This is a genomic window from Microcoleus sp. Pol7_A1, assembly GCF_036701085.1.
GTDB classification, from domain to species: domain Bacteria; phylum Cyanobacteriota; class Cyanobacteriia; order Cyanobacteriales; family Microcoleaceae; genus Microcoleus; species Microcoleus asticus.
In genome coordinates this window covers 79,363-93,592 of the sequence record NZ_JAUBQD010000006.1, presented here as the reverse complement: position 1 = coordinate 93,592, position 14,230 = coordinate 79,363, and the positions used below count along the sequence as shown (strand labels likewise).

At 46.9% G+C, this 14,230-nt stretch carries 16 protein-coding genes and 1 pseudogene; 9 read left to right on the top strand and 8 right to left on the bottom strand.

All coding sequences use genetic code 11. The features are described 5' to 3' along the window. Positions 1–184 precede the first annotated feature (184 nt). From QUA20_RS06140 to QUA20_RS06130, 3 genes are all read left to right on the top strand, one after another. On the top strand, positions 185–1,360 hold the full coding sequence (locus tag QUA20_RS06140; RefSeq protein ID WP_172186921.1) for a SpoIID/LytB domain-containing protein: 1,176 nt from the start codon (positions 185–187) through the stop codon (positions 1,358–1,360). Continuing rightward, positions 1,347–1,469, top strand: coding sequence for a hypothetical protein (locus QUA20_RS06135; RefSeq protein ID WP_333186509.1), 123 nt, complete (start codon positions 1,347–1,349; stop codon positions 1,467–1,469). Before QUA20_RS06140 ends, QUA20_RS06135 begins: the two co-directional genes overlap by 14 nt. Before the next feature lie 264 nt (positions 1,470–1,733). Then, entirely contained in the window at positions 1,734–1,958 is a 225-nt protein-coding gene (locus QUA20_RS06130; protein ID WP_172186920.1) for a hypothetical protein, read from the top strand. Between the two features lie 195 nt (positions 1,959–2,153). Here QUA20_RS06130 and QUA20_RS06125 read toward each other — a convergent pair whose 3' ends face one another. After that, positions 2,154–3,464, bottom strand: coding sequence for a hypothetical protein (locus tag QUA20_RS06125; RefSeq protein WP_333186506.1), 1,311 nt, complete (start codon positions 3,462–3,464; stop codon positions 2,154–2,156). Between the two features lie 628 nt (positions 3,465–4,092). On the opposite strand from QUA20_RS06125, the gene QUA20_RS06120 reads away from it, so the two are divergent. The 3 genes from QUA20_RS06120 (at position 4,093) to QUA20_RS06110 (ending at position 5,780) form a co-directional block, all read left to right on the top strand. Then, positions 4,093–4,614, top strand: coding sequence for a photosystem I assembly protein Ycf3 (locus QUA20_RS06120; RefSeq protein ID WP_172186918.1), 522 nt, complete (start codon positions 4,093–4,095; stop codon positions 4,612–4,614). A 118-nt stretch (positions 4,615–4,732) separates the two neighbouring features. After that, positions 4,733–5,014, top strand: a complete 282-nt coding sequence (gatC, locus tag QUA20_RS06115; RefSeq protein WP_332978921.1) for an Asp-tRNA(Asn)/Glu-tRNA(Gln) amidotransferase subunit GatC — start codon at positions 4,733–4,735, stop codon at positions 5,012–5,014. 49 nt (positions 5,015–5,063) lie between these two features. Continuing rightward, entirely contained in the window at positions 5,064–5,780 is a 717-nt protein-coding gene (locus QUA20_RS06110) for a TrkA family potassium uptake protein (protein ID WP_333186502.1), read from the top strand. Here the strand turns inward: QUA20_RS06110 and QUA20_RS06105 are convergent. Beyond that, a complete protein-coding gene (locus QUA20_RS06105) occupies positions 5,737–7,368 on the bottom strand; it encodes a sodium:proton antiporter (RefSeq protein ID WP_333186499.1) in 1,632 nt (543 codons plus the stop codon). The two genes, QUA20_RS06110 and QUA20_RS06105, sit on opposite strands and share 44 nt — an antisense overlap. Positions 7,369–7,410: 42 nt before the next feature. Continuing rightward, on the bottom strand, positions 7,411–7,536 hold the full coding sequence (locus QUA20_RS06100; protein WP_333186497.1) for a hypothetical protein: 126 nt from the start codon (positions 7,534–7,536) through the stop codon (positions 7,411–7,413). Between the two features lie 209 nt (positions 7,537–7,745). Here QUA20_RS06100 and QUA20_RS06095 point away from each other — a divergent pair, with 209 nt between their 5' ends. Then, complete coding sequence (locus tag QUA20_RS06095; protein WP_333186495.1) at positions 7,746–8,126, top strand: ion channel; 381 nt, start codon at positions 7,746–7,748, stop codon at positions 8,124–8,126. A 50-nt stretch (positions 8,127–8,176) separates the two neighbouring features. Here QUA20_RS06095 and QUA20_RS06090 read toward each other — a convergent pair whose 3' ends face one another. The 3 genes from QUA20_RS06090 to QUA20_RS06080 form a co-directional block, all read right to left on the bottom strand. Next, positions 8,177–8,377: a hypothetical protein gene (locus QUA20_RS06090; RefSeq protein ID WP_333186492.1), complete on the bottom strand. Its 201-nt coding sequence runs from the start codon at positions 8,375–8,377 to the stop codon at positions 8,177–8,179. 147 nt (positions 8,378–8,524) lie between these two features. Further along, a complete protein-coding gene (locus QUA20_RS06085; protein ID WP_333186490.1) occupies positions 8,525–9,052 on the bottom strand; it encodes a hypothetical protein in 528 nt (175 codons plus the stop codon). Positions 9,053–9,136: 84 nt separating this feature from the next. Continuing rightward, complete coding sequence (locus QUA20_RS06080; protein ID WP_333186487.1) at positions 9,137–11,851, bottom strand: cation-transporting P-type ATPase; 2,715 nt, start codon at positions 11,849–11,851, stop codon at positions 9,137–9,139. Positions 11,852–12,192: 341 nt separating this feature from the next. Between QUA20_RS06080 and QUA20_RS06075 the strand changes: the two genes are divergently transcribed. Next, on the top strand, positions 12,193–12,597 hold the full coding sequence (locus QUA20_RS06075) for a BON domain-containing protein (protein WP_333186484.1): 405 nt from the start codon (positions 12,193–12,195) through the stop codon (positions 12,595–12,597). Positions 12,598–12,727: 130 nt separating this feature from the next. Here the strand turns inward: QUA20_RS06075 and QUA20_RS06070 are convergent, their stop codons facing one another. Together QUA20_RS06070 and QUA20_RS31940 are read right to left on the bottom strand one after the other, a co-directional pair. After that, entirely contained in the window at positions 12,728–13,114 is a 387-nt protein-coding gene (locus QUA20_RS06070; RefSeq protein WP_333186481.1) for a hypothetical protein, read from the bottom strand. A 123-nt stretch (positions 13,115–13,237) separates the two neighbouring features. Beyond that, a pseudogene (locus QUA20_RS31940) lies at positions 13,238–13,561 on the bottom strand (YnfA family protein). Positions 13,562–13,788: 227 nt separating this feature from the next. Here QUA20_RS31940 and QUA20_RS06065 point away from each other — a divergent pair. Further along, the gene (locus QUA20_RS06065; RefSeq protein ID WP_333186478.1) at positions 13,789–14,172 is read left to right on the top strand and encodes a nuclear transport factor 2 family protein; all 384 of its coding nucleotides are present in this window, start codon (positions 13,789–13,791) and stop codon (positions 14,170–14,172) included. The last annotated feature ends 58 nt before the right edge of the window (positions 14,173–14,230 follow it).

The window sequence follows — 14,230 nt, the reverse complement described above, 5'->3', positions numbered from 1 at the left end:
CCAGGAACCGGGATAAATCGCTGTTCCTGCGAACATCTAGTTGCTAAAATCATTTTCGACAACGGCACAGAGTGCCAAACCCAATTCTAACGTTTTCTTTCTTTCGTTCCTCTTCCTTTTTCCCGAACCCCAGCTTCCCCTTAAAACTTGTCAAACATATACAGCATAAAAGGAAAATTTTCAAATGCAGTCAGGAGTATTTTTTGCTTCCGTTCTTTCGACATTAAAAAAACGCTACTTTTGGATTTCGTTGTTGTTTTGGCTGGTAATGGTAGCCCCAGCCCAGGCCGCGCTGATTTTGCGAGTTGCGGTACAAGACGGGGCAAGTCAGATAAAAGTCGGGAGTTCTACTAAGGCTGCAATCCGCGACGGCAGCGGGCGCAATTTGGGCGAACTGTCGGGAAACAGTTCTCAGTCGGCTCAATTTCGATCGGGAAAAGTGGCGATCGGTCGCTGGGCCGCCAACCAAGTTTGGATCGAGCCGACGGGAAACGGTTATGTCTGGATTGGCGATCGTTGGTATCGGGGACGCACGCTTCTAGTTCCCGAAAAAGGAGGCTTGACTGCCGTCAACTACGTCGATATCGAACAGTATCTCTACAGCGTTCTCGGCGCAGAAATGAGTGGCAATTGGCCTATTGAGGCTTTGAAAGCCCAAGCAGTCGCCGCCCGCTCCTACGCTATCCACCAGCGCCTCAAAAGCGACACCGAGCTTTACGACGTGGACAATACTCAGTCTTCGCAGGTTTACAAAGGACTGCAAACAGAATCTTCTGGGACTTATTCCGCAGTCGATGCAACCGCCGGTCAAGTTCTGGCCTACAACGGTCAGATTATTTTAGCCGTTTTCCACTCTGCCTCTGGGGGACATACTGAAAATGTCGAGGATGTTTGGACGGAACCGCTGCCTTACCTGCGTGCTGTTCCTGACTTCGACCAAGGGGCGCCGGTTTACCAGTGGAAAGAAAATTTTTCTCGCGCCCAAATCAGCAGCAAGATTTCTGGCGTGGGCAATGTGATCTCGATCAAGCCAGAACGGACTACGGCTTACGGGAGCGTTTTGAGGATGAAAGTAGTTGGAGATGGCGGTTCTAGGGTCATGACCGGCGCAGATTTACGCCGGGTTTTAAGTTTGAGGAGTACCCGCTTTACCGTGATTCCTCAGTATGCCGGCGGTGGGAAACCAAGGAATAGCAACCAAGCTCCTACTGGTTTTCAAGTTGCTGGCAAAGGTTTCGGTCACGCTGTAGGAATGAGTCAGTGGGGGGCCTATAATTTGGCCAGGCAGGGATACGGCTACCAGCAGATTTTGTTGCACTATTACCGGGGTGCTACTTTGGCTAGAATTGCAGTGCAGTAACTGTTGGGAAGGGGGAAGGAAGAAGGGGGAAGGAAGAAGGAAGAAGGAAGAAGGAAGAAGGAAGAAGGGGGAAGGAAGAAGGGAAAAACAGCTATTTCTGTATCCGTGACTTCCGTGTCGTGAATACAGGGAATTGGAAAGGGGGAATTGGGAACTGGGAATTGGGAATCACTAATGACTCATGACCCCGCCCAAAAACGGATACAAGCCCCCAACTCCTGTCCTGGATAGATGAAAATTTTAGACTCTTGTTCAAGCTCTTAGATTCATCTGTTGAGTAAATGTCAAATCTTTCGACTGAGCGATCGCACCGAAGTCTAAAATCTCAAATCTAAAATCGACTGACTAATGACTAACTACATTAAGGATTGCTATGCAAAAGTGGGAGTATTTATTTGTGGATGCGAATATGTATCCTTTTGGAAACAAGCTTATTAGTTTATATGTAAACGGTGAAGAACAGCGAGATTGGAAACAAGGCTCGCTGCATCTATTTGTCAACCAGTTGGGGGAGGAGGGGTGGGAACTTGTGAGTTTGTATCACGACTCGAAGTATGACCAAAATTGTTTAATTTTTAAACGCCCTAAGATTATTTAAAAAAAATCGGAGTATAAAAAATTATGACATCAATAAAGCTTGACATTTTCCACTCTTCTTAGCAACGAGCTAAAAGCCCGTTCCGCAACCAATATATTTTAATTGTGGAACAGGCTTCCTGTCTATTATTGAAAAATCTGCCAGATTTTAGTTCAACCTAACTTAACAACAAATAACTGTTTTTTGTCATTAGTATTACAAGTTTTCCGAGCGTTCGATTCTGCGCTGCCATTCGGCATCTATTTTTGCTGACTGTTCTAGTTCTTGTTGGGTTAACTCGGTTTCTGTTGTATAAGCTAAGTCTTCTTCAGTCAGAAGGTTTTCTCCTGCAAATTCCCGAGCGTAAGCCAGTTTTTGGAGCAAATTGGCATCGGGTTCGTTTAATAACCTCGCTCGCTGCTGACGCTCTTGATTGCGGGCTTCTATCCGGCTATTTTTCCACTGAATCCAGAAGTAGCGAATTAAAGGAATTGCGAGAAATCCGACGCCGTAAATCAGGAGCATTGGATAAACAGCGCTGACGAAACCGATAAATCCACCTGCGATCGCACTTTTAGCTAATAAATTTCCTAAAACTAACGCACCGACAAGATTGACGGCTCCTAACCCTGCTGCGAGCATGATTTGTCCTGAACTGGCGTGGCTGAAACGCCACAGCATTTCTCGCAAATAAGCTGCTACTGGTTGAGGATTTTTCTGGACGGCTGTGGTTTGCAATTGCGGGAAATGGTAGACAATTTGCCCTTCGGGACTGACTTCGGGGCGGCCGTCAAAACGGGCGAGAGCAGGTAACATATATTCTTCGTATTCTCGGCTGTATCCCTGTCCGAGATTGTCGAGATACGGGGCAATTTGTTCAGCGGCGACGGCGCCTCGGTTGTTGCGAATTGCCGTGGCAATATCGCTCCATTTGCGCTCTTCTAGATTGTGATTGGGATTGCCGTCTCCAAAGAGAAAGGAGAAAACTGCTTCCAGAAAACTCATCTGGGGTTTTTGGCCACTTAAGCGCGATCGCTGGTAGTAAGGTTCGTCATGGTTCCAGTAAAATATCCAGAGTAAGTCGTTCCAGAAGTAGGGAAAAAAGAAAAAGCCACCGCCTCTGTTGCCGCCCCCACCATCTCCTCCTCCTCCTCCCCCGTTATTGTCGCTGCCGCTGGAGAGTAAAAGCGTGATAGCAACAAAAATTAAGAGGATAGAAGCTACCAGCACAACACCGAAAGATATCCGAATCAGATAAAATAGAATGCGCCAGATTTTTTGCCACCATTCCTGCAACTGCAAGCGCAAGAATTTGTTTCGCAAAATATCTCGAAAGTTTTTGGGAAATAGGTAGGCAATGTCGCCGGATTCTGCTACTTGCAGGTTGCCGCCTGCTTCGGAGGCGAGGGTTAACAGTTCTCGCTGCGCAAAATTGACATCTAATCCAGCTTTTGCCGCCACGTCTCCAACCGTAACGCGGTAGCCAAGTTGTTCGACGGCTTGCATAATGGTGGGATTCGGAGCCATAGGTTTCTCTCTGTGAAAATTACCCGGTTATTTTTATTATATATTGCGGGAATTCGAGCTGGTTTTCGTGTCCTGGTTTCTGATTTTTTTTGCCTGCCCTTGACTTTGGGGCAAAATATTGCTAGTGTTTTGCCGAATAACTTTTAAGTGTTGGCTAAACCCGCATAGCTTAATAAAACTTTGCGATCGAATTTCTCCTCGGCAGGCTATTTGCTGGTTTCCCAAAAGGGGCAACGGCGGGGGATTGTGGGTAAAGTTAGTAGGGTACGGTGCGCGATCGCCCGTTGGCGTTAGCGAAGCGAGCCGAAGGAAAGCTCTCGAAGAGGATCGCCCCTGCACCCTACAGCAGAACTTTTACCTTCTGCACGGGTTTTTATAAGTTTTGTGTAGAGTGCCAGAGATATGTTAAAGAAATCTAGTTTTTTTGCAAGTCTTGCAAGAGTTCTATAAAATAGATAGAGCTTGTGCGAGTGTTAAACCCAAGGGCGTGTTTTAAGGTTCGCACTTGCGATCGAGTAGGCTTTTTAGCGCTCTCAACACAACTGCCAACTAAAACAGTTGCGCAATTATTAATAGGAAAACTTTACAGGCTAATTTTTCTGATTAGCCGCTAACCAAAGAATCGCATATGCCAAGAACTCAACGCAACGATAACTTTATTGACAAAAGTTTCACGGTAATGGCTGATATCATCCTGAAGATTATGCCGGCGAAAAAGCAAGCGAAGGAAGCTTTTGCTTATTACCGGGATGGTATGTCAGCTCAAGCAGATGGCGAATATGCTGAAGCGCTGGACAATTATCATGAGGCGCTGAAGCTGGAGGAAGATCCTTACGATCGCAGTTATGTCTTGTACAATATGGGCCTGATCCATACTAGCAACGGCGAACACGATAAAGCTTTGGAGTATTACGACGAGGCCCTAGAGCTCAATCCGAGAATGCCGCAAGCGCTGAATAATATTGCTGTGATTTACCACTATCAAGGGGAAAAGGAAAAGGAAGCTGGCAATTTTGAAGTGGCGGAAGGGCTGTTTGATAAAGCTGCGGATTATTGGAAGGAGGCTATTCGCTTGGCCCCGAACAATTACATTGAGGTGCAAAATTGGCTGAAGACGAGTGGCAGATCGCAGATTGATGTGTATTTTTAAGGCGAGTTTTTAGTAACGATATGCTCTCATGGGTTATTGGTTATTATAACCAAAAAATAACCAATAACCAATAACAACTAACCACTAACAACCAACCAGTTCCCAATTCCCAATTTTTATGATTGACAGAGAAGAAGTTCGGAAAGTAGCGAATTTAGCTAGATTGGAATTAACGCCTGAAGAAGAAGAGCAGTTTACCGGTCAACTGAACGGTATTTTGGATTATTTTGAGCAGTTGAGCGAACTGGATACGAGTAAGGTGCAGCCGACAACGCGGGCGATCGATGTTAGCAATGTAATGCGATCGGACGATTTGCAACCTTTTGCTAACGGAGAAAGTATTTTGGAGGGAGCACCCGATCGCGATGGGGAGTTTTTTAAAGTTCCTAAGATTATGTAGCTTTATAGTGATAAATCTGTAATGTTCAGTCTTGGGATCACAGTCAGTCATGTACGTATTAATTGGTGGAGCAGGAATGATGGGGCTGAGTTTAGCCCAGCAGTTATTAAACGTCGGTCATACGGTTGCAATCATTGATGTTGACCCGCTTGCCTGTCGCTTTGCTCGTGAAAAAATCGGAGTGATGACATTTGAAGGCAGTGCAGTTAGCACAACGGTTCTTCTGGAAGCCGGAATTAAACAAGCAAGCGCAGTCGTTGCATCACTGAGGAATGATGCACTGAATTTAGCGCTGATCACCCTATCCAGGAGCTATGGCATTTCTCATATTGTGGTGCGAATGCGCGATCGCGAATTCATGGAAGCCTATCGACTTGCCGGAGCCAGTCACATCATCAGCACGATTGATTTGGCAGTCGCAACAATGGCAAACGCGATTGAATACCCTCAAATCGAATCGATGATGCACTTTGAACAAGGACAAGTCGAGGTGCTAAAGCTGCCCGTTCCAGGCGATTGCAATGTGGCAGGTCGCAGCGTTGCTCAAATTGCTCAAGACCCCCGCTTTCCTACAGGTTCGCTGATTATTGGTTATCAATGCCATGCCTGCGCCAATCTGGAGATTCCGAACGGCAATACTGTTCTTGAAGCAGGCTCTACAATCCTGGTCGTGACCCGTCCAGAGCTAGTTCACCCCATGATTGATTACCTCGGCATTCGCGCTAGTCATCTGCCAACGTTAGAAGTTTCTCATCCAAATCTTTGATGTAAGGATGAACCAGATCCTCTGGAACAATTCGCTTGCGGAGCGCATCGCTAACGGCTCCTTTTTCTGCTAGGAGCAATCGCCGTCGAATCGTATCTAGCCCGCTGCGATCGCCCTCTATTTGACCGGCCCGATGTTTATTGTAGAGATCGCGCAGCACTCGCTCAGAGTGTGCTACTCGTGCTTGATACGATGCCCATAACTCTTCGTAAACTGCCTTCGGTAACACGCCAGATTTCAGCAAACTATCTAGCTCATCTTGAGCCGCTTTGGAAGCGATCAACTGAATCTGTAACTGCCCAGCTTCCTGCATTACATCAGAAACACGGCCAATTTTTAGTCGTTTTACTATCCACGGTAAACTTAATCCCTGTCCGACCAAGGAGAATAAAACTGCACCGAAAACCAGGGCAATAATGTTATCCCGTCCTGGTAGGGTCAAGGGAATCGCAAGAGCTAAGGCCATTGAGAGAGATCCTTTAATGTTCCCTAAAACCAAAATGTGCTGCCAGCGTAGCGGAATGGGGCGATCGAACCAGCGCAGCCCAGCTAATAACAAATAGACCGAGAGAATCCGTCCCAGTTGATAGGCCAGAATGACCAATAAAATCGATGGCAAAATTCTCCACAGCGTCAGCGGGTTAATTTCAATTCCAATCAGCAGGAAAATAAACGTATTGACGCCAAAACCAGCGTATTCCCAGAAACTCAGCAAGGTAATCCGATCCGAGGCAGACGAACTGCGAGGCAGCCCAAGGTTGCCAAAAACAAGCCCGGTGATGACAACCGCCACTGCGCCCGATACGCCTAAAAATTGTCCGATTTGGAAGGTTCCCAATGCGAGAGCGACGGTTAGCAAAAGGCTACTCAACGGATCGTTTAAGCGAACAAATATCGGCACGCTCAAGTAACCTAAAACACCCCCGACTACTGCCCCACCTAAGGCAACCACGAGCAGTTCCTTCACGCCTTGTATAGCGGTGAGAGAGCCTGTCGTATAAATTACCAAAACCAAATTAAATGAAATTAGAGCAGCCGCATCATTGAACAGAGTTTCTCCCTCAACAATGGTGGACAATCGAGAAGGCACGCGGATCTCTTTAAAAACCGCGATCATCGAGACTGTATCAGTGTTTGCCAGAATGACTCCGATCAGCAACGCCGGAATCCAGTCTAGCCCCAGCCCAAATTTAACCAGAACAGCGATAATTGCTGAAGAAAAGATAGAGCCGGGACCCGCCAGCAGCGCGATCGGCTTAAAGGTGCTGCGGAGACGGCTGATATCAGTATTGATCGAGGCTTCAAAAATCAGAATTGGTAGGAAAAGATTTAATACTAAAGAGGGGTCTAAACCAATTCGACGCGACAAGAGATCCGTAATGGGCAAACCTGCTAACACTAAGCCCGTCACATAGGAAATTCGCAACCGTTGGGTTACGAGTGCCACAACAGTTGCAATCAGCAGCAGAATGATCAAGATGATGACCAATTCAGGAATAACTCCTGCCGCTTGGCTATTTGTAGCAGGATTGCTGTCCAAGGGAGGTGATTGCGCTACAATCGACTCCATCACCGATACTCCTCTCATAAACTCGTTTTCCTCAAAGAAATTGACAGAGTAACTACGGTTTTAGTCTACAGGAGACGGTTCACTTTGTTGTACAATTAACTGCAATTTATGTGGTGTATTTGGATGAATGCCGATGAAGCTGAAACAGGATTTCTGGGTTAGTTGGGCGATGGGGGCGATCGTCATTACCTTTTGCTCGATCCCAAACTGCCTTACAAGGACAACAATCTGATATCGCTGCGATCGTCATTACCTCCTGTTGAGTCCAAACTGCCTTACAAAAGCAACAATCTGATACTGAGCGTAAAACCTCACACTGCTCTAGAAGCTAGTTTCCTACTAGAATAGATTGGCTGTCACACAGCAATCAGTTTATTCACTTTGGGGAAATAGTTATGACAACCGATCGCACCACAAAATCTCGCTGGCTTTTCACCCTTTGGCAATTGACGATCGTTTCCCTCAGCCTGGTTCTGATTTTTGGTCTTGCTTATTGGAGTCTGGATGCACTGGATTTGGGAGGACTTCAGGAGCGGAATGGGGAACGTGTTGCTGGATTTCTGCCCTGCTTGTATTTCAGTGTCGAAACATTTTTCCGAATTGGCTATGGCATTCAAACTCCAGTGGGATTAGCTTGGGCAATCGTCACTTTAGAGGCAATGAGCCATTTCCTAATCGAAGTGGTTTTTATTTCTCACATGGCTACTCTAGGCTTGCACAGACTAATTTCGCTGAGCGATCGCACGCGCCTTGAAAACACCTTAAATCGTTTTTAGATGGCAATTTTTTGGCTAGCTCTGGATGATTTACAAAACCTTACAGGATGCTAATTTCTCTTAATTGTGCGGGTTTTTAATATTTTTTTAAACAGTTTATTCTGAAGTGTTGCCGACCAGATCGCGGTTGCAGCTAAGGCAGGTAATGGAAGTTGTTGATGGGAGCATTTCATATTTGTAAAATACTTCTTCGGGCTCCTTCCTTCTGCCTCCTGCCTCAAAACTCCTATTTCTAGCTTGGTTGCTTTCATTGAGATGCTCGCGTTGTCGATCCGTATGTCAGGAGTAGGAGAGCGATCGCCCAAAGTCATCCACCGTCAAATTTTTGAGCGGGTTTTGGACGTTCTGATTCGCGGGACTAAATTCCTCGCAGGTAATCGTCCTTTATGACCTTGAATTTAGGTAGCATCACAGACACGCCACGTCAGAATCTCCCAACGTTTAAGAACAGGTTCAGCAATCACGATCTCATTTTCTCTTGCCTCTATGACGAGCAAATAATCTCCCTGGTTAAATCTGTCATTGTAAATTTTTGCTTGTTCTTCTGGCACCAACCATCCTTGAAGTGCGCCATATAGACCGCCAGCAGTTGCAGCAATCCCACTTCCAAAGAAAGTTGCTAAAATGCTTTCCACCGCTACTGCCTGACCAATACCGGGAATTAGCAGGCTGCTGAGTCCAACAATTAAGGCTAGTGAACCTAGTCGAATGCTGCCTAAGACCGCGCCTACTTGTGCGCCTGCTGCTCTTGTGATTAAAATTTTCTGCACACCCAGAGAGTCCAAATTATCATTGTCAGAAGGTTTAGCAATCACTGAAATCTTGTGCATGGGGAAGCCCCTGCTTTTTAGCTCCACTAGCGCCTGCTCTGCGTTTCGATGATTAGTAAATAGGCCGCTAGCACGTTTGAGGTTTTGGTAATTCATGAGAAATATTCAATATTAAACGCTACAAAATTGGTAAATAGTGTGTAAAGCCGCTGTGAATAATTGCCGCATCACAAAAACCACTTAGTTCAGAGGTGCAAAACGCTTTAGCAAAGCTGACAAAGCAATCATTGGCAGTCCGAATCCGATACAAATTAAGGCTTGGATTGGGTTCAAAGCTTGAGTGTCGAATAACTGATTCATCATGCCCCATTGGCTAAACAGAAATTGGAGAATGAAAATAGCCGCAATGCCGATCGCTACCGCGTAGCCAACTGATTCATCTTTACCGCGTAGTTTGGCGACGAGCGCCGGAACGAAGCGACTGATACTTAACAGGTAAAAAGCTTCTGCCGCAACCAATGCTTGAATTGCCATCGTCCGGGCTAGAGCTTCATTGCCTGTGGTTTGGACGATCCATTCAAACATTCCAAAGATCGCAATCCAGTTAAATACCGAAACTGTCAGAATCCGAGCCGTCAGCCTGCGAGACAGAAGCGGTTCATTGGCAGGTCGAGGCGGCTGTTGCATGACATCGGGAGAGGGCGGCTCAAATGCCAACGGTAAGCTCAACGCAACTGAACTGACCATATTCAGCCAGAGAATTTGTACTGGCAAAATGGGTAGCGGGGTTGCCAGAAGTACGGCAATCAAGATGGTCATGGACTCTCCACCATTCACGGGCAGGATGAAGGCGATCGCCCGCAGCAGATTCTTATAAACCGTGCGCCCTTCCTCAACTGCTTTCTCGATCGAAGCAAAGTTGTCATCCGTCAGAATCATATCTGCGGCTTCTTTTGTGACTTCAGTGCCCGTGATGCCCATCGCTACCCCAATATCAGCTTGCTTCAAGGCGGGAGCATCGTTAACTCCATCTCCAGTCATCGCCACAATCTCGCCCTTAGACTGAAGTGCTTCGACAATGCGGAGCTTTTGTTCTGGCGCTACACGAGCAAACACGCAGCTTTGTTCAACAGCATTGGCTAATTCCTGCTGATTCATTTGAGCGAGTTCTTGACCGGTAAAAACGGGAGCCTCTTGGGTTTGATGTAGTCCCATTTGGTGCGCGATCGCTGCTGCTGTTTTGGCATGGTCGCCGGTAATCATCTTGACCTGAATTCCCGCAGACCTACAGGCTTGAATCGCTTGAATCGCTTCGGGGCGAGGCGGGTCGATCATGCCTTGCAGCCCCAGAAAAGTTAACCCTTGCTCAATATCAGAATGCTCAATAGAAGATTGAGAAGCGGGTACAACTTTCTTGGCAAGTGCCAGAACTCGCAACCCTTTTTTCGCCATCCTCTCCACGGCTTGCTCGATCGGCGCGGGGTTGAGGGCGATCGCCTCTCCCTCTTCATCCAGCATCTGGCGACACCGCTTGAGAATTGCCTCAATTGAACCCTTGACATAAATCAACCGTTCTGGACGATCGTCATGTAAGGTTGCCATGTATTGAAACTGAGATTCAAACGGCAGTGTATCGAGCCGAGAAAGCGCTTCCTCCAGTTGCTCAGTCATTAACCCCGCTTTTTGGGCTACCGCAACCAGCGCCCCTTCCGTTGGACTACCGATCGCAGTCCAGTTCCCGTCTTGCACGTCTAGATAAGAATCGTTGCACAACAATCCTGCTTGCAGGCATTCATATAAAGCAGGTGCGTTCGCCAGGTCAACGGAGCGTCCATTTACAGAAATTTTCCCGTCTGGTGCATATCCTCCACCGCTAACCCGATATCGCTTTCCACCGGCCTCAATTTCCTGAACAGTCATTTGATTCTCAGTCAAGGTTCCGGTTTTGTCGGAACAAATCACGGTGGTGCTGCCCAGCGTCTCAATTGCCGGAAGTTTGCGAATAATGGCGTGCTGCTTTGCCATCTGGGAAACCCCGATCGCCAGTGTCACCGTTAAAATCGCGGGTAAGCCTTCAGGAATTGCGCTGACTGCAAGCGCTACAGATGCCTTGAACACCTCAACCCAAGAAAATTTCTGGGCAATTCCTGCGACAAAGGTGAAGGCAGCCAAACCTAAAATGACATAGAGCAAGGTTTTGCTAAATTTGTCAATTTTGCGACTCAGTGGGGTTTCCAACGTGCTGCTTTGCTGCATCAGTTGGGAGATGTGTCCGGTCTCGGTCATGTCACCAATGCTGACGACCAGTCCGCGTCCCTGTCCAAACGTTACCAGGCTTCCGGTATACGCCATGTTCCTGCGCTCGGCCAGTGGAGTGTCTGCCTCTAGCGCCTGGGATTCCTTCTCAACCGGGACAGATTCTCCCGTTAACGCTGACTCATCGACTTGTAAGTCACGGACTTCGATCAGTCGCAGATCCGCAGACACTTTATCCCCAGAAGACAGCAAGACGAGATCGCCAGGAACCAGTTCGCTGGATGAAACCACTTGCTTTTGACCGTGGCGGAGAATCGTTGCCTCAGTTGCAACAGATTTTGCTAAAGCGGCGATCGCATTCTCTGCCTTTGACTCTTGAACAAAACCAATGGTGGCGTTCGTTAGAGCGACCCCCAAAATTACACCTGCATCAATCCACTCTTTCAGAAATGCTGTAACTATCCCAGCAGCTAACAAAATGTAGATTAGCGGCTGATTCAGTTGCTGAAAAAATCGCAACCAGGCACTTTGCGGCTTCTGAGCCGTTAGTTGATTGGGCCCGAGGATCTCGCGCCGTTCCGCTGCCACATCGGAAGATAGGCCTATTTCCAGGTCGCTCTCTAAAAGCCGAGCCACTTTCTCGACAGAGAGGTCATGCCAAGAGTGTTCTACTAATTTTTCTACATTCGTTGCAGTCATAACGCTTCTTGTCAAGCCAAGTGCTTGTCTGTTGTTTCGTCTTGTTTCTAGCGTCATTGATGAATGTGAGCAAAAAATGATCGACTGATTTGTGTTACTCACATTTCGATCACATTTGCTCCGTCTACTTACGCAGAGAACGGATTGAGGTAGCTTGTGAACTTGCCAAACTTAGTTCACTGCATTTGATTGAGTGTTTCCTTTTAATAGGGTTATAAAAAGCATTACTTTTGATGGATGAACTCTCGTACATTCACTTGTTAAGTTGAGATGATGAAAAAGTTCATGCTGAGGTTTCTCGGCAAAATTGCGTTTCAAAACCAACAAAACAGGCAAATAATATGCAATTATTGAAGCTCTTGGTGCAAGGAATCAGCGTCAGCACAGTTGCAATTTTGGGTTTAGGGGCTTGCACCCCCCCCAATAATTCACAGACAACTGTTCCATCTACTTCTGCTCCCACAATTGCCACTGAAAATACGACTGCTCCAACCGCTTCTGCGCCTGCAACCACGACCGCACAGACGGCTGACAATCAAAACATTGACGATATTGCCGATCGCGTAGAAGATGCCTTGGACTCGGATACCACCCTCAAGCAATTCGATTTGGACGCAGACGATCGGGCTAATGCGATTGTGTTAACCGGGCGCGTTCAAACGGCCGAACAAAAAGCATTGGCAGAACAAATCGCTCGGCAAGTTGCAGCGAATGTTTCCATCACTAACGAAATCGTCACTCAGTAGTTCCTAACAGTGAAGTGGCAAGCGCCAAAGGCTCTTGCCACTTAAAAAAATTGCGCGATCGCAGCCAGGAAATCAATGGCTTAGCCAACCTTATTTGACTGGATGCGATCGCAATATTGAAACAATAAACTTATTCAACTATCTCGTAACGGACTAACTGGCGAACATTTTGACGCGATAACTGTAGTTCTTGCGCGATCGCTGTCTCTATCTGGGTTGCGTCAGTCATTGGCAATTCTAATTGCAATCGCTTCAAAATGGGTTCTGCTGTTTCTACCGCAACCAGGGTTGTTCCTTGTTTTCGGTTAATCACCGCGTTGATCAGCAATATATTGACAGACACCGTTGCTTTAAGCTGGGTATCTGCCTGAAGTTTATTCTTTGCGATCTCGGGTTGTTGTAATTCTTGAGCCATTAGGAAACCGGAACCAACCCAAAACGCGATCGCCACAAACGGTAGCGGCAACCAAAATTCTGCGCCTGATGCTTTTAGCCAACGTTTAGTAACCTGCCACATACTATACCTATCTGTTTTAAACGCTTGGCCCGCGATCTATTTGCACTTTAGTGGAGCGATCGCTCTGCTGAAATCCTACTCAAGAGAGATGCGTAAAGTATTCGAGTTCGATACAAACAGCAATCAGCGATGCGGGCTGAACAAAATTACAACGGTTCCAATCAGGGAAATTGTAACACCAAGCAAGTCCCACTTATCTGGCTTAACTCGTTCAATCAGCCACAACCAAACCAGAGATGCAAGAATGTAAATACCGACCTAGGCAGCATATACTCTTCCAGCGTTTGAGGCATTGACTTGAGTTAGAGAAAGCGCAAAACAGATTAAAGCTAAAATGCCTGGAAAAATCCACAAAATGCTCTTTTCAAGTCTCACCCATGCCCAGAAAGCGTAACACCCGGAGATTTCTCCTAGAGCTGCAAGTATAAAAAAAGCAAGTGTTGGCATTTTTAGATTAATACTTAAAATAGGTAAATTTCATCAGCATATCAACAGCAATTCTCATTTTGAAACCCTTGCACTATAAATTGAGCTTTCAAGCCTAGATTGCTAACGAGGGAATAAGGGTTTCAGATACCGAAATTCCTCAAAATAGCGAGTTTGCATGGGAATCACTCTCATAATCTTGCATAATGAGACCTGCTGTCACCATACCTCTTATTTCAGATCAACTTATGTCAGATCGACCTGCACCAGAAATCGAACTGCTCCATGCGGCGTACGCAGCCTTCAACGCGCGAGACATTGACGCTGCCCTTGCCCTCATGACTGCGGACGTGGCTTGGCCGAAAGCGTTCAAAGGCGGTTTTGTCCGTGGATCTGAAGAAGTTCGCGCTTACTGGACTGAGCAATGGAGCGAGATCGATCCGCACGTCGAGCCGGTTTCCTTTTACTCGGAGGAAGCTGGGCGCATTTTGGTCGATGTGCATCAGGTCGTGCGTGACTTGGCTGGAGCAGTTCTTGTCGATGAGCACGTGGGTCATCGATTCACCCTCGAGCACGGCTTGATTCAAGCCATGGAAGTCTGTCCGCTTCCATCGTCCACCCCAGAGTCCTAACCAGTTCAAACTTCTCTGCCATAACAGCAATTCTCATTATGAAAAATCAACTAACGCT